This window comes from uncultured Mediterranea sp. (assembly GCF_902493215.1).
GTDB lineage: Bacteria > Bacteroidota > Bacteroidia > Bacteroidales > Bacteroidaceae > Bacteroides.
In genome coordinates this window covers 1-20,481 of sequence record NZ_CABUOL010000013.1, presented here as the reverse complement: position 1 = coordinate 20,481, position 20,481 = coordinate 1, and the positions used below count along the sequence as shown (strand labels likewise).

Sequence of the window (20,481 nt, the reverse complement as noted above, 5' to 3'; positions counted from 1 at the left end):
TTTCAAAACGAAAAGTTCATTTCACAAAACGAAACGTATAATTTAAGCAACTCCTTATTCCATTTCAACAAGCCATTTATAGGCTGAAAATAACAGAAAATCACTTGCAAATATCAGCAAAAAGTGCTATCTTTACATAGTTAAATTGAGGTCGTTTACCCTCAAATCAGTTCAGTTCTGTATTCCCCTACCCTATCAATATTCTTTAAAAATTCGACCGGCTTTGCCGGTATTTGAATACCTTTTAAACGGGATTCGGATGGTTTCCGAATCCCGTTCTTTCGTTTTAGTCGCTTCGCTCCACGCTTTGGCGCTTTGCGCTTACGCCACCTCGCGTATCGCCTTGTACGCTGCCACGCTTTGCGCCCGCACGATTTTGCCGCGGAAGGCCAGACGCGAGCCGACATACGCATCCGTATTCGAAGCATCGTTATTCGCATGCGCACTCGACACACCGCCACTCGCACTCGCACTGTAGTACCCGCGAGAGACCACACGGACTGTGGCGGTACTTATCCAGTACTTATCGGTATAGTAGGTAGAAGACGATCCGTTCAGATTACCCACCGGAACCAGGTCCATATACTTGCCGTGCGCCACGCCTGTTATCCATTGATCACTGGCCGTTTTTCCCTGTACCCAGCGAACAGTTCCGTCCGGCATCCAGATACGCCATTTGCCCACGTTGCCGCTGTTGTTCGGCAGATCCACGCCGTCCATCATGTCATACTTGTTGCCGTAGATGTCCTCATAGCCCAGGCAGCAGATATTGTTCACCTGCACCACAGTCGCCTGTCCGTATTCGTCACGGCTCTTATACCAGGCAAACTGGTGCACCAGATCTTCAATCAGCGAATTCGTGATTTTGTTGTTGATGGCATACGCTTCATCGTAGCCGATGGTGTCTGTCATCCCGTGTTCTGCCGTTCCACCTGTTGTCCGGTTATTGTTATGCTGACCGGCACCGCATTGTTCCTGCATGTCCCTACGCCCGTACTTTGCATAGCTCAGGTTCGCGATGCGGCTGTGCATCAGCGAGTCTATCTGCTGCATGCCACGCTGCTGGCTGTAATAGTGGAAGTCCGTCCACGTCATGCTGGCAGTGGTCGAGCCGCCGGTTATGCAGGCGCGCAACTTGCTGCCCACTACAGAACTGCCCACAACGGCACACAGATGCTCCTCATTGGCCACCCAATCCGGTTCCATGTCCTCTATCTTGTCGCTGTTGCTCAGCACCACGCAGTCAAACTCTGCCGTGTTCAGAATGGAGAAATGCAGGGCTGTAGCACGTTCCGGAACGTCTGCTATCAGATACATGCCGGCTTCAAATTTCAAGCCGATGGTCGGCACCACGATGCTCTTCAGGATGTTTCCTGCATCATCCACAAACACACTGCCGATAAGCCCCGTACCGGGAACGCTCGGAAAGCGGACACGTCTGTAGCCGGATACATCCACCTTACATACCGAATAGGCCTTGTCAGTCGTATAGGATTCCATCAACGTAGGTTTTCCGCTCATGATCTTGCGTTCACCCAGCCAGCCGCCCTGCGTTTCCTTGATGGCATCCAGCGTCAGTACTGTCGCCTCCGGAATCGGGGGCATTTCGTCCTCCGGATAACTGCTGTAGCAGGCATACTTCTTGTTGTTCAGATAATCGTTGATACCCTTGCTCCAGTAGAACGGCTCATACATCATCCAGTCACCCTCGCTGCCGTCCAGCTTCGCCACCGTGCAGTCGTTCATATCCTCCGCATCGGCATAGAAGTTCGAGCTTTCGTCATGCAGGGGGAAATAGGTCATCTCCCCGTCCGGGTTGTTCACTTCCACCTGCTGCCCGGCTATCTCCACCTTCCGGCTCGTTGGCATCTTGGTCACCTTGGCCAGTACGCGGTGGCGCTTGGACAGGATGGCATTCACATGCCCGCTCATTTTGTACGTATTGCCGTATTTGTACCCCGTCTTGTTGTCCAGGTTCGAAATGTTGGCATCGTCGGCCACACTGTCGTCAAACTCAATCATCGTATAGGGCGGCTGCTTGATGGTCAGTTCTGGATAACGGGCGGCATACTTCTCCAGTTCCTCATCAGCCAGATACTTCGTCAGGGTCAGCTTGCCCCTCAGTCCCGAATGCCTGTCATCCACCGCACCCGTCTGCGTGTACGTTCCGTAATCGAAATACTTCTTCAGCAGGGTTCCGTCGTCTTCCCTGTCTATCTCCAGCACAAAGCGCTCCAGCTTGCCGCTGCCGTTCAGTCTGGCCTGATGCAGGCGTTCCAGCATGGCAAACCCGTCAATGCCGGGGCAGTTGGTGTAGCGGTAGCCCCGCACATTATTGATGCCTTCCAGTATCAGGCCACTGTCCTGCAGCTTGGTCAGATATTCCAGGAACAGTTCCTCAATCGTGTCCGGCAGGCATAACTGCACAACGGGCGCACCGGTGGCCAGTTTCACGCGGGTCAGTCCCGTACCTCTTACGTCCAGTTTCTTCAGCCGCCCCTGCCAGCTCAAATCCAAGGTGGCCACGTTTCCGTTGTCCCCGTTCCGGGCAAGCAGGTTATTCCGCATGTTCACTTCTTCCAGAAGCAGCATCCCGTTCGTCGAGGCCATGAACGAGCCGTTCCGGTATCCGCTGGCTTTCTCCACGCTCATATCCAGTTTTACCAGTGAGGTCAGCAGACCGAAGTTGAACCCGATGGCGAACGCATCTTCATGCCACACCAGTTCCTTGATTTTGGCTGCACCGATAATCTTCAGCGGGTCATTTTCGCCGAACGAACGGGTCAGCTGCAGGGAATGGAGCACGTCCGCATCCACCACACCGCTGTCAGCCTGTACGCCGTTGCTGGTAGATAACTGCACACGGTACGGGATGGTCAGCCGGTACTGCATCGGTTTCAGCTTATAAGCCTTGTCCAACGATGCAGTACTCTGGTAGAACTGGGCACCCAGCGTAGATACATAGCCGTACTCCACCTGCTTCAGGTCGTACCGGCGCTGGATGAAATAGTTCCGGTGCGCTTTCAGCGAACCCTTCAGACCGTAGATCTGCGGATAGGTCTGTTTCGCGCCGTCCGCACCCACCGGCATTTCGTTCAGGAACGGGTAGATGTATTTGAAGATACCGGACTTGTTGTACAGTCGTGAGCACCACTTCTTCATCTGTTCGGTGTCAAAATGGTCAACGGCCTTCTGAATACTGAAGGCGCTCATGAAGCTGGTACCGCCGTTCACGCCCTTGGTCATCACTTCCTCCAGCAGATTGCCCATGTTGCCCAGTATCAGGTTCCACAGCCAGCTGTTGTGTCCCTGCATCACGTAGGCACCGTCGCGCTTCGTCTGACGGTTGTCGTCATACTTCCCGGTCAGGAACGACTTGTTGTCCGAACCCAGCTGGCAGTCCCCGTCGTAATAGGTTATCCACCACATCACACCGTCCCACGTCCGCACCAGCATGTTTTTTGCCAGCTGGTCCACGCCCAGGTTGAACTGCACATACAGGTAGTAGGCAGCCAGGTTGGGCAGGTTGAAATACTTCCCGGCTTCCTTCCTGAAGGTCGGGCTCACCCATTTCGCAGTCGGGAACCTGTTGCCGTCATCCTCATAGTCCACCCCGTCAAACGTGTGCGACTCCCTGTTATAGGTCAGATTCTTGCCGGCAGGCGTTTCCTTCACGCATCTGTACAGGAAGCCCATCATGCGGTCCAGGGCCTTGTACATCTTGTCATATTTGTCACCGGTGCCCAAGTGTTCCTTGATGTTCGGTTCTTCTTCGGCATCGCCACCGCCGTCGTTCCAGAACACGTCTTTCGGGTGGTTGAACTCGAAACCGCCGTCAAAGTTGAAATCCATGAAGTCCGTATGGTCGGGCTCCGTGGACGGCAGCCATCGGAACAGGCACAGGTCATTCGAGTTGTTCAGCGTCTCGATGCAGATGGGCAGGTATTCCTTCGGCTGGTCGCCGTTCGCCTGCAGGTAGTTCAGGGTGTCGCCGGTTCCCCATTGCTCGCCGCCGATAGTCTTGTCCTGACCGAATATCGGGTAGCTGTCGCTCTTCTCGTTGTTCATGTTGTACTGGCCGTAATAGGTCAGGTCCTCGTCCACACTCTTGGCCACAAACAGGTCACAGGGCAAGCCGTCAATGGCCGAGCGTATATCTTCCTTGCACGTATCTGCATGGTCGGCGGCATACTGTTGGGCAGGGGTCAGGATTCCCATTTCCTTCATGCCGTCATGAATGAACTTCGCACCGCCCGTGTTGGTCGTCATGGAGGAGTCTGAAAAGTCACATTTCGCACAGGCAAGTTTTGCGCCCACCGAGTTGCCCCGCAGCCGGAACAGGTTCTTCTTGCCCTCCGTAGCTGTCGGGTTGCTCTGCTGCCCGTTACCGTCTATCTCGCCGTAGCTCATCCGTGCCGTATATCCGCTGGCTGTCTTCTGGAAGTAGAAGCGCAGGTTCTTGCGGGCATAGTTCACCGAACTGGTACCCTGAATACGCAGATATATGTCACGGGCTATCCAGTCCAGCGCCCGGTTCTCGCCGTTGTAGAATCTCACTTCCCGGCACAGCTTGTTGGCCTTCTTGTTGTTCAGCTGGGCCAGCGCATCCATCACGTTCAGCGTGTCGCTCTCGCTCGGCACCTCACTGCCCACGCTGCCCGTACCTATCAGTACCAGGATCGAGTTCCGGCGCTTCTTCATTAGTCCCATCAGCTTCTCCATGCTCACTGTGTCCCCCTCGTTCAGCACGCGGTTGTCCTCATCCAGCGAGCGCACGCCCGGTTCCCCGTCGGCATCTTCCAGGTGGTTGCGGTCCACGATGTAGTTGTTCAGCACCTCGTCCGAGGTCAGCGCCTTGTTATAGATGCGCACGCTCTTCACGTTCAGGTCGGCACCCGTTGACTTGAACTCCAGCTGGCTCTGGATGTTGAAATTCACCTTGTCCAGCCATTTGGAAGCTGCCGATTCTTCACCGTTCACATAAAAGCCGATCAGCGTGCGCTGTTCGTTCGTCTGCACGTTCGGGTAGAACACGTAGGTAATGCGGATGTTCGTACCCGGCTGGAATTTCGTACCCACCGAGTCCTCATAGCGCAGCACCTGCCCGGCATCCATCGCCTCGGTCACCACACCGGTCAGGAACTTGGCCTCTTCCGGGGTCACAATCAGCCCGTACCGGTTGCCGTTGTCCAGCTGTCCCAGGCAGGTAATCAGTTCCGCGTTCGTGTCCGTCACGTTCGCCGTGCTGTATTCTATCTCCAGCGTCATGCCCACGTCACGGATGGCAAAGCCCTCCGGCTTGTCCGCTTCGTTGAAGGGGCGGTATCCTCCGTCGGCCGTCAGGGTCATGCCTGCACCGCCGGCCAGCAGCAGGCGGTCCTTGTGCCAGCCGCTTCCTGCCCCGTATTCGTTCACGCTCCACAGCACGTCCCGGAACTCCATGCGCTTGTCACCGCTCACCCAGCTGGCCGGGTTGTTTTCCGTGTTGCTTCGCCCGAAGGCATCAAACGTACACACCGCATCCGGTGCCAGCGTAGCTTCAATGTCGGGGTGCGATGCGGTGTTCACCCGCACCTCAAGCACGGCATCACCGCACGACACGCGGTAGTCCAGCGGTTCCACGTTCACGTTCGTCCGCCCGTAGCTGCCGGTCTCACCGCGCTGCAGCAGGTCTTCCTTCACCACACTGCCCTGATTGGTCACTTTTACGCGGGCCGTGTACGCATCGCGGTCATAACCGGCATACGAAAAGCTCCATGCCGTGAACTGCTCTGCCTCCAGCACCGGGTGTTTCCAGTCACGCTGGAACCCCGCTGCCCGGTGGCTGAACATCAGGCCGGCATACGCTGTCACACCTCCGCCTGCCTTCAGCAGCGTAATGTAATGCACCTGGCTCACCACACCGGAGTTCTCATGCTGTGCGTAGGCTTCCACCACGTTCGTACCTTCCTGCATCTGCGTCAGCGGGATAGTCACGTTCTTCTGCTGCACCCCGCTGCCGGCCGAAAGACCGAGGGTAAAAGCCTGGCCGCCGTTCACACGGTAGTAGATGTTCTTCTCGCCGCTCGTACCCTTGGCCGTAAAGGGGATGTTCACATCGTTCCGGTACCCGCCGTCGGCCAGCCCGTTGCCCACCGAGTAGGTGGTCTCCAGCGTCATGGCCACCATGGTCACCTTGGCTGTGGCCGTCTTCATCAGCGTGCCTCCCTGGTAGGTAGCCTGCGCCTCCACCTGCACGGTATAGGCGGTAGCATCCTTCAGGTAGGGCGATGCGTCAAAGGTGTAGCTCTGTCCGGCTGTCACACCCGCAAACTCCGCATCCTGGAACTCACTGATCACGGTCGAACCGCGTTTCACAATCACGCGGGCTTTCAGGTCGCTGTAGCCGTCCACCGTACCGCCACCGGCAGTACCCACGCTCACGGAGTATTTCACCACAAAGCCGCTTCCCAGTGCCAGGTACTGCTGGGAGGGAAGTCCCGCTCCGCCGCTGTCCGTCAGGTCAATGTTCACCACCACCTTGTCGTCGTCGGTGTACTTGGAAAAGCGCACCTCCTTCGAGCTCTCGCCGCCCTGGTTATCCTTCTGCTTGACGGTCATCACGTACTGGGTGCCGTCCTCGCTGTCCTGCACATCCACGTCCGTCACCGTACCCACCATTGCATCAAACACCGTTCCGGATGTAGGGGGTTTCGTCTCGCCGCCCACCAGTTCCTCGGTAGGGGTACGGTTTGACAGTTCCTTCTTCAGAAACGCTTCGACATCGTCCCCGGCATAGGCATGATAGGTGCCGTCCGGCTGTTTCTGGTTCCATAGTGTTTCAAGATTCATCGGATGTTCAGTCGCATTGATGATTCCGCTTATTTTCCTTTTTGCCATAATACTGTCCTTTTATAATAATCATTCATTTATCAGTTTTACTGCTACCGTTCCATGCGTCCGACCCGTTCCACGGCTCGTCGCCTTTCCAGTATCCAAGTCCGAAACAGCTGCTGATTGCGGACCATACCAGCCTTGCCCCGGCATAGACAGCCGACAGGGCACGTTTCCCCACATACGCAGCCGTTATTTCCTTACCGCCTATGGTTATCATCGTCAATCCTCCTCATAAATCAGATACAGCGTATTCGCATCCTTGTCCGGCAGTGCCTCGTAAGCATCCCCGCTCATCACCTCATGCCGGTAGGCCAGCAGTCTCAGGCGGCCTTCTGTTCCGGTATATACGGCATCGCCCAACAGGTAAAGCTTGTCCGGCAGGATGGCTGTCCGGTCCGCATTCATGAACATGCCGGCAGGAGGCACACCCGCCACGTCCCAGTCCCCGTACAGGGTGGAGTCCATGTGGTAGGCGAATTTCCCGGCACCGGCCACATACACCACGCTGCCGCCCGGCTTGGTACACTTGTCAGGTAAAACGTTTCCGGTTTCCATCCATGAGGAAAAGCGTGCAGTAGCCCCGCCGACGGCTGCTGCCGTAGTCTGTTCCACCTTGGAAGCGGCATTTTCTGCCTTGGCTGCCGCTTCGTTGGCCTTGGTCGCGGCTTCCGTGGCGGCCTGGGTCTTTTCCTCCAGTCCGGCTACGGCTCCTTCCGCTTTCTTGGCGGCAGCCTCGGCACGGGCGGCGGCATCGCTCGCAGGTTTCCCTATCAGTTCCAGAGGTACGTTCACCATCTTGCCGTCCTTCTCGCCGGGCAGTGATTTCACACCGCTCAGCGAGGTAACAGTTTCCAGGTCCTCCACACCGGTAGAGGACTGGAGCACACGGTCCAGCACTTCCTGAACCATTTCTTCTTGCGTCATTTCTGCCATACTCATTCGTTTTTATGGTTCCCTGCCTGCAGCAGTTCATTCAGTCCGTCAATCACGCAGGGCAGGCAAAACTGTTCTATCACATACCGCACCGTGCCGGTTTCCTCGGTGCTGTATTCCTCGTCACCGGTACTGTCCAGTATCTTGAAGGCCAGCCGATGGGCCTTGATGCCGTTTGCATGGGTATAGAGCAGGTCTGCCACCTGTTCACGCACGTCTGTAATCCGCCAGTTCCTCTTGTTGATTCCGGACGGAATGCGGAATTCTTTAAAGTTCAACTTCATATTCGTATAGTTTTTATCGATGAATACTCACTGTATAGGCATTATATTCATTCCCGCTGAAGGTCAGCAGGAATTCAACTGTATCCCCGTTGCCAATCTCCCAATATTGGGTATTCCCAAAATTGTTGTCTCGCAGATAGGGATGTTCATCATTGTCCACAGAATTACCGTTTATTGTTATCTTATTTGTTCTGCCGTAAACTTTCACATTCACTCCGCTGCGCTTTACCACAGTCAACCTGACTGCCATATCTTCAGTGGATTGGATACCCAATCCCAAAGCCGTACGCAAATCCGGCAGGCGGGGAAGCATCAACACGCAATTGTTATAACTACCGTTTACTTCCACATATTTCCCTTTATTCAGATTGACATATTTGGCTTCGTTTTCTTTATCGAAAGAAATCCAGTTCAGCCTGAAGCCTTCCACAACGCCTTTCAATATACCGTCTCCCGTACCTAAAAACGCATAGTTTCGATTGCTCAAGCTACCAGACACGTTAAATATCAGCCCATAATTCGTATAATCGTTTCGTGTATTGATGAATCTCCCCAACAGAGGGGTTCCTAAATCTGACCAGGTGCCGATAATGGATTGCATCTCATCACCGTTGAATCCTATCATCGTATCAAAAAGATACATGCCGTTGCGGTCTCCTTCCCGGTCAATTCCGATGTGACCATACGAAATGCTGAACCCGCCTATCTTTCCGGTGTTTGCGTCAATTTCTCCGGTAAACTTACCATTCTTTGTTTCAATACTACCGTCTTCTAAAATCCTGAAGTTTCCGTTGGCTGTCACCAGTCCCTCCAGCTGTATATGGTCGGCTGTCAGCTTGATTTTGCTCACGGGCTTGCCGTATTCGTCTGTTTCTTCCACACTGACTCCGATAAGGGCCACCTTGCCGCTGGCATCCTGGGCATACAGCCCCGCACCTTCCGGCTTGATCACCAGCCCGGTTTCTTTCAATGCTTCACCGTCCTTGTCAAACACCGCTGCTGAAATCTTCACCAGCCGGTCGCTCTGTTCAAACAGTGTCCGGTATTTATAGGCCAGTGCGTCTGCCTTGTTGGTGCTGAACACCAGCAGCGAAATGTAAATCACGCCCGTAAACGACAGCTTGAAGTCGCCCGTTCCGTTCCAAAGTCCGTCCAGCGTAAACATCTTCTCACCGCCCGCGGGCAGGTCTTCTTCATGGCCGAACATGTTGAAGTTCTCAAACCCGGTCTTGTCAGCACCCACAAATTCTATTTTCAGCCTTCCGGCCTTGACTACCCGGTAACTGAACGACAGATACACCACACCGGGCACCCGTTCGCCCTGGCTGTTCGTCTGCCGGTACTCCGGTACCAGGCGGAAGTCTTTCAGCCTTTGCATGATGTAATTGTTCCGGATATAGGCATAAGGCACCTTGCCGTCAGTCCGTATCTCGGCATGCCCGTCCGGCTTCGTACCGTAAGGACCGCCGTTCGCCCAGATCCAGCGTCCGCCCAGGGTGAACAGCGTAGCCTTGCTGCCCGTCTTCCATTTGTCCATGCCGTCGGCAAAACTGCTGTTGTCCAGATAGCTCTGTTCTTCGCGTATCTCCTTGCGCAAACTTTCCACGGCTGAATGGATTTTGCCTTCGGTTATCTCAAACCGCGTCAGGATGTCCTCGCCGGTCATCAGCACAAACGTACCCTTCAGCCACACGTTGTCGGCATACAGGCCGTTTCCTTTCGGCTGGTTGTCTGCCGGGAAATCGCTGCTCTTGATGCCGTCCAGCTTGCCCAGCCGGCAGCGCAGGCAGCCGTTGAAGTTCTTGGCCTTCACACCGTCCAAAATGTCTATACGGGGCCGCCCGTCCTCCGTGGCCGCAATGGATATAAGGTTCTGCCGGAGCGGGTTTTCCGTGTTGCCCATCAGCACGCACTCATCGCCGGCCTCCGGCTTCACCCCGCCAAACTCGCTAACCGGAACCATCACCCCGCCGGCTATCACCGAGGCCACCTCCACCCAGTAGGATTTCAGCTTTGCCCCGCCTGTAACGGCACAGCGCATCAGGTCATGAGCCACAAAGCCCGATTCCTGCTCAAACAGGATGCGGTAGTTGTCACCCTGCTTCACCACGTCCTTGATCTTGCCGTTGGCTGCCGACACCACCAGCTGGCCGCACACGCTGCGCACCTGCTCAATCAGCAGTTCCAGCGCCACCAGACTTTGCCGGGCAGTCACTTTGTCCACCGTCAGGTTCGTCAGTCCCGTCAGCTGGTCAATCCACAGCTGCCAGCCCTCACCGGTCAGCCCGTCCACAAACTCCGTGCTGCGCAGCAGTTCGCGGATCACGGCAGTCAGGTACTCGGCATTGCCCTCACCGTCCACACTGCCGCAGGGCTTGCCGCCGGCAGCCTCGCCAAAGGTCACACCTTTCAGGAAGCGGATGGGCTCTTTGGCCGTGTCCGGCTTGCTCTTGTTCAGGAACTCTTTCTGGCTGCGCCGGGCGGAAAACAGGTTGTTGTCTGTGGGCATCGTCTTGTCCCAGCTTCGTATAATGTCCGGAAGGGCAGCGCCTTCCGTCTTTGATTTCGTATAGCTTTTCAGCGCACCGATGCTGTCCGTCACCTTGTCAAACTTGCCCACCTGCAGCGCATCGCTTATCTCGATGTCCATCTGCCCGGGTTCGTTCACCTTGCGGCTGATTTTGGTGATACGGCTCTGACGGTAGCCTTTTTCCGGGAAATACTTCCGGCTCTCTAGCTTCACCCGTCTGCCCACAAACAGGTCGATGCCGTGCTCCTCGATGTACACCGGGTCTGTCGGAGCTTTGTAGGCGGCAATATCCAGCCAGTGGTCCCGGTTGTACTCCTCAACCGCTGCCGCAAATTCCTCTTCGGCCAGCCGGTAATACTCATCCGGCATCCGGATGTTCCACAGGATATAGGTATCGCCTGCTCGGGGCACCATCTGGCCGCCCGGCAGCTGGGTGTCGTCATCGTAGGGCCAGATGGTAATCAGTTCAAATTCCCTTGCCGCACTGTCGTAGTTCACCTCAAAGTAGTGGTCATCGCTTTCTCCCAGCCCGGCCAGGTCGCCCGTCTGGAACGACACACGCTTGGTCTCACCCGCCAGCTCGTACTGGTTGGGGTCAAAGTCCAGTTCCCCGTCCCGGAAATAATAGACGGTGAATTTGTTCCCTTCTTCGTCCGTCACCTCCTCGCTGCGAACCGAGCTTACCGTACCGACCCGACGGGGGAAGATGCCGCTGAAGGCATCCTGCTCGTAATGGTCATAGATGCCGTATTCATCCACGCCCTGCTCGATGTACTTCCTGCCGCCGGGAAGCATCAGACGCGGGCTGCCGTATTTCTCCGCATCGATGTTGCGGGTCGAACCTACCGGGAACAGGCGGGTGTAGAACTTGGCCGTGTTGCTGGTGTCTTTTTCCAGCGAGGTCAGCCCCTTGCCATAGCCAAGGGTGATTTCTTCCCCGTGCTCACAGCGGCACACGTTCACCGTCTGCCCCTCAACCCACCATTCCACCTTGCCGCCGGCCTTTTCGGCAATGGCTTTCAGCGCCTCGTCGCAGTACATCCCCTCGTAGTCTATCGTGATCAGCTCCGTACCTTCCACCGTACCCACCTTCCAGTCGGTCGTGTGGCCCATGCCGTCATTGATGGCTTTCACCACCATCGCCGCATGCTCGCGGGGCGTGGCTGTCAGGGTGAACACCGGGTTCGTGTCCCCGTCCGTCGTCTCCAGCACCAGGAACCGCTTGATCAGGCTCTCCACACCGTACAGCTTCAGGTCATAGTCCCATTCGCCCTCGTTCACCTGCTTCGGAGTGTAGCGTTCCGTCAGCCAGTACCGTTCACCCAGATAGTCCGTGTAGTCGTTCACGTCCAGGGGCAGAAAATCATAGTAGCTGAACGACAGGGAAAGCACATTGTCTCCCTGTACCTCCTTGCTTTGCGTCGAGCTGTCGTTCACGGCCACATCCGCACGCTTGTTCCCGGCTTTGTCATATATCGTTAGAAGCATATTCTAATAGCGTTTGAATTGTCGTGCAAGCGAGTGTCAAAGAGCTTGCTCGATTTGACCGAGCGCAGCCGACAATCAGCTTGCTGAATGGTTATATAATCGGTTTCGGTTCCCGGAACTTTACCCGGAACTTTCCGGCATGCACGCCTTCCCTCCACAGATAGGTCAGCGGGGTGAACTTCGTGCAGTCGGCATACTTCACCCGCAGCTGCAGGTCCAGCTGGGGGAAACGGATTTCCAGCCAGCCGGCCTTCCCTTGCTTCAGGAAATTCACAAAGGCAAAGTACTGCTTCATCCAGCCTGCCTGGGTCTTGTTGTACAGGGCAAAGTGCAGCGTCACGTCCCGCGCCTCGTTCTTGGGGTTAAGAACTGCCGAGTATTTCTCACCGTCCTCTTCCCGTATGTCCACGGCGGTATCCTTCTTGGCCTTGCTCGGGGTCAGGATGGCCGTCAGGTTCTCCATGCCGCCGCGCCGGTCTTCTACCAGGAACACGCCGTATTCCGTCCAGATGTCCGTGCCGTTCACCAGCACCAGTCCGCTCAGTATATTGCCCATATCACTTCACTTTTAGTCCGTCACGTATCATTTTCTTTATCACTTCCTTCAGTTCGCCCAGGTGTCCGGCGCTCACACCGGTGTTCTCGGCTATCCGGGCCAGATGCCCTTCGGCCGTGTCCATCTTCTCCACCACGCTTTCCAGCTGTTTGTCCATGCTGCTCCAGTGCTGCAGCCCGCTGGTGAACATGCCCTCCAGCTTCGTGCCCTGGTCCTGCGTCATGGCCGTAAAGCCGCCCGCTTTCGCACTCTGGCTGGTACCGCCGGCTTCGGTCTTGTCGTAGCCCGTAGCGGCAGCCAGGTTGTCACGCAGGGCAAGGGCTTCGTCCACATACTGCATGTACTCTTCAGTCAGCGCGTTCCGTTCCGCCTCGGTCAGTTCGTTGTCCTCCATCGCCTTGCCGAACTTCTCCCACCAGCCTTTCAGTTTTTCGCTGTACAGTTCGCCGATCTTGTTGCTCAGCATCGCCCGCATGAAGTACTCGGATATATCCTCCGCTGCATCCTTCGCGCCATACTTCATGTTCATCAGGTTGTCGATGAAGCTGCTGTACATTCCGTCAAACGAAATGCCCGTCAGCCCTTCATACAGCTGGTCGGTCAGTTCCTCCAGCTTGCCGGCCTGGTCTATGTAGTCATCCAGTTTTTCGGTCAGTCGCCCGCCGTAACCGCCCTTGCCGGTGTTCTGTATCTGCGTCCACATGTCCACGTTGCTGCGCAGTGCCTTCATTTCCTCCGGGCTCAGGCTCCACAGGTTCCCGTCCCACCGGCGGCCGATCTGTCCGCTCAGTTTGTCTATCTGTGCCTGGCTGAAGCCGCCCCAGTAGTAGTTCCAGCTGTGGTGGCTACCGTGGTATCCGGCTTGAGCCATCGCCATCTGCAGGTAGTTCGAATTCGTTTCCTGCTGCATCTTGTACGCGTCGCGGTAAGCCGCCACACTCTTCGTCCCCTTGCTTGCCTTGATGGTATCGGTCAGGTCTTCGATGGAAGTCTGCAGTTTCTCGTTCCGGTCTGTAAGGCGGTCTATAGCCGCCTGCACTTCCCTGGCGTTTCCGCCGATGCCGAACAGTTTGTTGAAACCTCCGAAAGACACCGTGTTCAGCAGTCCCCCGATACCTTTCACAAGGGAACCGCCTATCTGTTTGAACAGGTCCCCGCTGAGGATATTGTCGAGTATTCCGGTTATCGCATTGAAAATGGTGTCTATCAATGATGAGATAATCGGACCGATACCGTCTTTCAGCAAATCCAGTATGGAGAGGATGGCCGATATGATCTGCCCGATGACTCCGGCACTTGACAGGGTCTCGGACATCTGACTGATGGCATCACCGACCTTGCCTCCGATATTCAGTTTTGACAGACCGGTAAGCATGTTCTGGATTCCCTCAAATGATCCCTGCAAGGTTCCGCTCGCAAAGCCGTGCAACCCGTCGGATACCATGTTCAACCCGTCAACCGTGTCCCGGGAGGCACTTTTCACCTCCCCGGCAAGCGCCTTCATTTCAGAGGTGGCGTTCAGGTATTCCTCGTCAGCTGAAACGCTGGACGATTGGGCCGTTTGAAGGGCGATTTTGGTACGTTCAATTTCTGCCTGGTTGCCGCTTTCAAGAGCCTTGTTGTAATCGGTCTGCGCCGCTTTCAACCGGATGAATGCCGCTTCCTGCTGCAGTTCCGCATTTTGCACACGTGTTACGGCATCCCCCAAAGCGTGCATCTGCGTTTGTAACCGGGCAAAATCCAATGTGCCGTTACCACCGGGAAGCATGCTTTGAATACGTTCAATGGCATCGTAGACGACCTGTTGGTCTGCGGCTCCCGTTTTTTTGAACTCATCCGTCTTGACATACTGTTTAAGCTCGCCAAGCAGGTTCTTCATCTGGTCTGCAAGCAGGCCTGTCAAATCCCCGAATGCTGCTCCCCAGTCTATCTTTTGGGTCAGGGCTTCCATGTCCACTTTGTGCACAGCCGCATCACGCTGCTTCTCCAAAGTCAGCCTTTCGCCCTGGGACTGTGCCTTGCGGATTTTCTCGGCATATTCTTCAGCGATGGCCAGTTTCTGCTGCTGGAAGGTCCCGTATTCCTTCAGATAGTCACGCATGGCTTCCGCCTCTTCCCTGTACACGTCCGCCTCCGCTTTTTTCCTTGACTCGGTGTTTGAGGCACGGGCTTTTTCAAGTTCATCCTGTTGCTCCCGGGTAAGTCCGTTATCTCCGGTAGAAAGACCGGCTTCCTTGTTCTCACGCTTCCAGTCGGCTTCCTGCCGGTTTATCTCTTCTTTCCGGGCGTTATAGTCATATTCGATTTGTGCCAGTTTCTTTTCGGTACCGGCTTGCATACGGTCTATCTCTTCCTTCCGGTTCTCGGCCTGCAGGGCGGCAAGATCCTGCGCCAGCCTGCGCTCTGTGGCAAGCCGTTGCTTGGCTTCCGCTTCCGGATTCTTTCCGGGCTGTTCGGGGTCGATATGCCCGCCGATACCTGACTTCTGTTCCAGTTTCAAGCGCTCCTTGGTTAAATTCTCCGCTGCTAATATATATCCGTTATATTCTGATTTAAGCCGCTCTATTTCTTCCTTTTTTTTCCAACGTCCGTTATTATTCTGTTTATATGATTGATCCGAAGAAAAGAAACGGTCAACCTTTCCTCCATATCCCCACCAAGTATCAAATTCACTCTCATCCTTCGCTTCTGCCTCGGCTATTTTTTCATCAACCTCTGACGCTTTTTTTACTAAATTCTGTACTTTCGCTTGGAGGAAGAGGGATTGTACATAATCATCACTCTTTTGTATGATGGTATCATACCATTCAGAAAGTGTTTTATAATACCCGAAAGATTCTCCGTATTTACGGTTCAATTCCTCCACCTTGGCCTTTTCCTGTTCCTTGCTGCCGGTGAAGTTCTTTATCTCATCGATGACCGATTTCAGTTCAAAGCGTGTACGCACCATCTGGGCACGGCCGTCCTTCTCTATCTCGGTCATTTCCTTCAGCGAGATGCTGAATTCATCGACGCCTTTTTTGGCGCTGAACAGGTCTTTCGTCCACTCCCAGATTTCATCACCGTACATTACCAGCAGCATGATGCCGGTGGTCATGGCCGTCTGCCAGGAAAAGAGCGAGGACAGAACCTGCTTCCATACCGGTGTACCTTTCTTACCGGACTTCTGCAGCTCATCGTATTCCTTGCGGGCACGGGCCAGTTCGTCCGTAAAAATCGGCAGGTTGTTAGATATGGCCAGGAAGAACATCTGCGGTCCCATGGCCAGTGAAGGCATCTCACGGGCTATCTGCTGGATACTGTTGTGCAGACCATTGAACTGGCGCTGTGCGTTGGGTACATCTGCAGGGGTAACCTGCACGGATTCCGATTCCTCCTGCAGCAGTTTCAACTGGCTTCGCAATTCCTCAAGCTGCTTCTCCAGTGCATGGATCTGCGCGATATTGGCACTCTGGTCCAGATTGGGGGCAGCCGTCTCCCCGGCAAGGCGCAGCCTTTCCAGTTCAGCCTCCAGCAGCCTGACGGTATTACGCAGTTCCAGTGCCTCACGCTCGGCCTTGTTCATGCCGGGCGTGAGTTTGTCCTTCATCAAAAATTCAACTTCTACAGGTTTGCTCATTCCAGTTTGCTTTGAAAAAATCCTACTATATCGTTCGCTTCATCCTCGGCGCTGCGCTCCGGGCTGGGAACACCGTTTCCGCCGCCTTGCTTTTTCCGCACATACCGCGGCGCGTCGCTCAGCATCAGTATCAGCGTCTGGTAATTCACACCGTCCAGAATGTAGTCCACACTCCAGCCCGTTGCACTCGCTATCTGCCACACGAAGCCGAAAGGGCTATGGGAACCCTCATACCGGGTCCTTAACTCCCCATCCTTGCCTGGCTCAGTCTCGGAGTCATCGGGTTCGCCCGCGCCGCCGAGCTGATAATATTCATAAAATCCTTCGTGCCCATCAGACGCTCGAATGTCCGGAACATGGCCGTCAGATAGCGCCACTCCACAAAGTTCCGCAGCACCCATGCCGTCACCCCGATGCCCACGTGCCGCGACACGTAGCCCCGGCATACCGTATAGGCCAGCAGACGGCTCACGGCCTTGCCGTGTTCCGCTACAAAGGCCAGTTCCTCGGTCTTGTCCTTCGGTTGCCAGTCGGGTTTGACACCCATCTTCAGGTATTCCCGCGCCAGCAGAATCTGACCCCGCAGCCTCGGACGCTTCATCGTCACGCGCACCTCCACCGGGCGTTTCAGCCACGGAAGCTTCCACCTTTTAAGAGGAACGGACACGCCGCTGTCCAGCAGCGCGTCCGCACACTCCATCTCTATCAGTCGTTCCAGCCGGTCTGCCATGCGTTAGCCCTCCTCGCTTTGGAGCGATGCTGCAGCCGCGGCTTCCGCTGCTGGCAGCTTGTGCTCTCCCCACTCTTCGGGCAGGGTTTCCGAGTCAAACACGCCGTAGGGCTGCGAACCGTCCTCCGGCATAGCCACCTCCAACGTACATTCTATCTTGGCCGTTTCCGTAAGCGTCAGCTTGCCGCCCAGATTGGAAAGCAGCGTGCCGTTCGGTATCAGCACGCTCTGTCCGGACACCAGGCTGAGTTCCCACGGTCCCTGCATCAGAATGGCGGCCTGTGGGGCAGTCCAGCCAACGGGGGTCTTCTTCTCGCTGTCCTCTTTCTTGTAGTGCAGCGATCCGCCCAGCAAGGCATGCAGGTTCTTGTAGTCCATCTGGATTACGTTGAATGTGGGCGCGATGCTGCCGTTGCTCTGAGGAATAATCAGCACCGGGGCTCCCGGCACCTGTTCCGCCTCGATCTTCGCAGCCTCGGGCTTCTGCCCGCCCAGGTCAAACGAACCTTTCTCGATATAACCCACTACAAAATCCTTGTATTTTACGGCACCGAGGCCGTACATAAAATTCTTGTTCATCGTTTTTTCAGTTTGATGGTTAATAACACACCGGCCAACAAGCCGGCCAATATACCTGTGATAAACGTCCGCATCCGGTTCGGAGGGCGTTTTTCTACCGTTTGAACGTCATTCGAAGTTTCGTTCCTGGTCTCGCTCCGGATGCGTGTCAGCTCTTCTTCATACCACAGCACCAGCTGCTGCAGACTGTCGCACGAGGCTTCGGCCACAAGGTTTCCCTTGCCGTCACTGCCTACGGTCAGGTTGGCCTGTCCGCTCTTGCCACGGTACACGGCACCTTCAGGAAGCTTACGGAGGCTGTCCGCCGGTATAGTCAGCTTCACCGAACTCGCCGGTATCCCCGCCATCACCAGTCCCGCCCGTCGGCTTCCGCTCGCGCTGTCGGCGCTTGCCGATTCCGTCCGGACTTCCCGGTTCATGCTCTTTCGGTGACTCGCGCAACCTGTCAAGCACAGGGCAATCGTCACGATGAGGACAGTTTCCGGCTGTATCAATAGCTTTTCTAAGACGGGCCATCTCGCGCGTATTGCGGGCCAGTTCTTTCTTTGTTTCACAAAATTCATCTTTTAGAGGTTTTACAATATTTTCCATCAAAATGCGGGTGGCATGTTCGGCGTTATCTATGCGCATGGCCTCTGCACCGGCCTCGGCCTTCATCGCTTCCGCTTTCGCTTTTCTCACAGTAGCCCGCAAGGAGCCAATGGTCGCCACCGTACCAACCAGGCCGCCGCCAAGGATAATGTTCATAAATTCGCTCAAGTCCATACCACCCGGTTTTATTATTGATTAATACCTATTTCTTTCAACCATTCCTGCACATCGAAACTCGGACAGGCTTTCGCTGCCAGTTCGTTGTGTCCTACAATGCGTACATCAGGAAATTTCCGGTGAAAATCCTTCACATACTTCTCCAGTGCCTTTTTCTGGCAGCCGGTGCGGGTGTCTTTCGGGGTCTTACCGTCTTTTTCCACGCCCCCGGCATACACGATGTGACGGCTTACACTGTTATATCCCTTGGCTCCGTTGGTCACTTCCCAAGGGTCCACCTGTGCATCCTCATTGTTTTCTACCAGACGTTCCACGCCTCCATTCAGGTGGAACAGGTCGGTATAGCCAACCTGCTTCCATCCTCTTCCTCCCTGGGCAACCGGAGAAGTATGCCATTTGCGGATGTCCGCCGATGATACCTCACGTCCCTCCGGAGTTGCCGTACAGTGTATTACCAGATATTTCAACTTTGCCATAATCATCATGCTTGATAGCCGCTCATCATTACCACTCCGGCATCCTCTTTCTTGGGCATGCAGATGAAGTAATGGCGGAAGTTAATCAGGTTACGCTGGTTCAACGGGTCGTTCTTTGACTCGGAATAATACATCTTGGTAGAGCCTGTTGCCTTGAAAACCCGCTGTTTGTAGAAGGCAAACGAACACGGGAATTCACCGGCTTCTGCCGTTGCACCCAATGCCTTTTTCACTCCGGCTGTAGTATAAAGCGGATTGTTGCCGTACTCATAGATTTCAAAGCCGTACAGGTTGCCTACCTTGCCGCTGTTGCGGTCAATGTTGTACTGCTCGCGGAATGCCTGGCTGGTCAGCAGAAGGTCATTCACATGGTCGGGGCAAAGCACCAGTCTGCGGCCGTCTGACGGCACGCGCAGGTTGTCAAGGGCACGCTTCATTTCTACAAGGTCATTCACGGTAAGGCGCAGACGGTTTGTAGCCGGATCTTTCTCGCCGGTAGTCTTAAGCACCGGAGTAGTTTCCGTATTTTTGTTCGCACAAAGCGCATGGGCTGCCTTGGTGAACTTCGCATCATTGATGCTGTTGGCATGTCCCTCTTTCACACGGGCGGTCTTGTCATAACTGATTGCGTAAAGCTCATCGTCTGTAATCGGCGTGGCCTTGGTCTGGAATTTGTCCAACTTGATGGCAATATCCTTGTCTTCCAAAGCCTGCACATCAATCGGATAGGTTTTGTTGTTAATCAAGACATCCGGATCTACACCAACTTCTACCAGATGAATCACATCGTTGTTCACGATACTGCTTTGGTCGGGGATTCCCGCCAGCCAGGTTCCTTCCAGTCCGGCACGAAGCACCTTGACAAGTTCCCCTGTCCAAATTTCCGTATAAACCCCTTCACGGAGTATTGAAGCACTCTGCGGGGTCATTCCCATAAAGGCTGCCACCGCATTCATTCCCACAGCTCCGGCCACCGGAGAGAATCCCAATACCGAAGCACACACGACACCTGTCAGCGTATTGAACAGAAGTGCCGTCAAAAGCATTACAATTTTTCCCATTTTCTTCATTTTAAAGGTTTTCAAATTTCACAGGTCATGCCGTATTCAGCCTTGTACAGGCGCTTGTACTCCTCCGGGTTATGCTCGCGCATTTCAAGCAGCGCATCACTCGGGACATCGCTCAGTTTGGCATAGGTGGACGGCTGTGCCTGCTGCTTGCCGCCCTGATAGCTCAATACAGTGGAAATCTTCACCTGGGGCTGCATGGCATCAAGCACATTCTTCAGTTCATCGACACCGACCTTCTTGCCAAGTTCGATAAACTGTGTCTTCTTGTCTTCTCCCAAACGTTTTTCCACCACTGCCTTTTCCACAAGACCGGTAATACGGGCCAAAGTCAGCTTCCCGTTTTCTTGCTTCAGGGAATCATTCTCTGCCTTGGCTGCTTTAAGTTCATTTAAGGCTCGATTAACATCAGCCTCCGTTGCCGTTTCCGGCAGCCCCAATTGAAGGGCCAAAAGTTTCAGTTCCATTTCTTCTGTTGTTTTTTGGTTATTAATTAGTGGCAAAGGACAATCACCATCCTTTCCCAATGTGATTTGCTTCCCATCCTTCATCAGTACGATGGCATCATCATTGGA

Annotated in this window: 14 protein-coding genes and 1 pseudogene; all 15 read right to left on the bottom strand. The window is 54.8% G+C overall.

Going from position 1 to position 20,481, the window contains the following annotated elements; all coding sequences use genetic code 11:
- Positions 1 to 321 precede the first annotated feature (321 nt).
- Positions 322 to 6,879, bottom strand: a complete 6,558-nt coding sequence (locus RDO88_RS09040) for a hypothetical protein (RefSeq protein WP_307759057.1) — start codon at positions 6,877 to 6,879, stop codon at positions 322 to 324.
- Positions 6,880 to 6,904: 25 nt separating this feature from the next.
- A complete protein-coding gene (locus tag RDO88_RS09035) occupies positions 6,905 to 7,093 on the bottom strand; it encodes a hypothetical protein (RefSeq protein ID WP_007562482.1) in 189 nt (62 codons plus the stop codon).
- Positions 7,094 to 7,095: 2 nt separating this feature from the next.
- On the bottom strand, positions 7,096 to 7,815 hold the full coding sequence (locus RDO88_RS09030) for a hypothetical protein (RefSeq protein WP_307759056.1): 720 nt from the start codon (positions 7,813 to 7,815) through the stop codon (positions 7,096 to 7,098).
- A complete protein-coding gene (locus tag RDO88_RS09025; RefSeq protein ID WP_307759055.1) occupies positions 7,812 to 8,093 on the bottom strand; it encodes a hypothetical protein in 282 nt (93 codons plus the stop codon). Before RDO88_RS09025 ends, RDO88_RS09030 begins: the two co-directional genes overlap by 4 nt.
- 13 nt (positions 8,094 to 8,106) lie before the next feature.
- Positions 8,107 to 12,111, bottom strand: coding sequence for a hypothetical protein (locus tag RDO88_RS09020; protein ID WP_307759054.1), 4,005 nt, complete (start codon positions 12,109 to 12,111; stop codon positions 8,107 to 8,109).
- A gap of 91 nt (positions 12,112 to 12,202) precedes the next feature.
- Positions 12,203 to 12,667 (bottom strand): hypothetical protein, encoded by a 465-nt coding sequence (locus tag RDO88_RS09015; RefSeq protein ID WP_278409434.1) that lies wholly within the window; start codon positions 12,665 to 12,667, stop codon positions 12,203 to 12,205.
- 1 nt (position 12,668) lies between these two features.
- Positions 12,669 to 16,286, bottom strand: coding sequence for a viral A-type inclusion protein (locus tag RDO88_RS09010; RefSeq protein ID WP_307759053.1), 3,618 nt, complete (start codon positions 16,284 to 16,286; stop codon positions 12,669 to 12,671).
- Complete coding sequence (locus RDO88_RS09005) at positions 16,283 to 16,489, bottom strand: hypothetical protein (RefSeq protein ID WP_215667598.1); 207 nt, start codon at positions 16,487 to 16,489, stop codon at positions 16,283 to 16,285. Before RDO88_RS09005 ends, RDO88_RS09010 begins: the two co-directional genes overlap by 4 nt.
- 38 nt (positions 16,490 to 16,527) lie before the next feature.
- On the bottom strand, positions 16,528 to 17,016 hold the full coding sequence (locus tag RDO88_RS09000; protein ID WP_307759052.1) for a hypothetical protein: 489 nt from the start codon (positions 17,014 to 17,016) through the stop codon (positions 16,528 to 16,530).
- 3 nt (positions 17,017 to 17,019) lie between these two features.
- Entirely contained in the window at positions 17,020 to 17,595 is a 576-nt protein-coding gene (locus tag RDO88_RS08995) for a hypothetical protein (protein ID WP_307759051.1), read from the bottom strand.
- Entirely contained in the window at positions 17,592 to 17,918 is a 327-nt protein-coding gene (locus tag RDO88_RS08990; protein ID WP_234173625.1) for a hypothetical protein, read from the bottom strand. The genes RDO88_RS08995 and RDO88_RS08990 overlap by 4 nt, the downstream gene beginning before the upstream one ends.
- On the bottom strand, positions 17,884 to 18,360 hold the full coding sequence (locus RDO88_RS08985) for a hypothetical protein (RefSeq protein WP_307759050.1): 477 nt from the start codon (positions 18,358 to 18,360) through the stop codon (positions 17,884 to 17,886). The genes RDO88_RS08990 and RDO88_RS08985 overlap by 35 nt, the downstream gene beginning before the upstream one ends.
- Before the next feature lie 14 nt (positions 18,361 to 18,374).
- A complete protein-coding gene (locus RDO88_RS08980) occupies positions 18,375 to 18,839 on the bottom strand; it encodes an N-acetylmuramoyl-L-alanine amidase (RefSeq protein ID WP_008778307.1) in 465 nt (154 codons plus the stop codon).
- Positions 18,840 to 18,844: 5 nt separating this feature from the next.
- Positions 18,845 to 19,885 carry a hypothetical protein gene (locus RDO88_RS08975; RefSeq protein WP_307759103.1) on the bottom strand — a complete coding sequence of 347 codons (1,041 nt, stop codon included), beginning with the start codon at positions 19,883 to 19,885 and terminating at the stop codon, positions 18,845 to 18,847.
- A 35-nt stretch (positions 19,886 to 19,920) separates the two neighbouring features.
- Positions 19,921 to 20,481: pseudogene (locus RDO88_RS08970) on the bottom strand (peptidase); the annotation flags it as partial.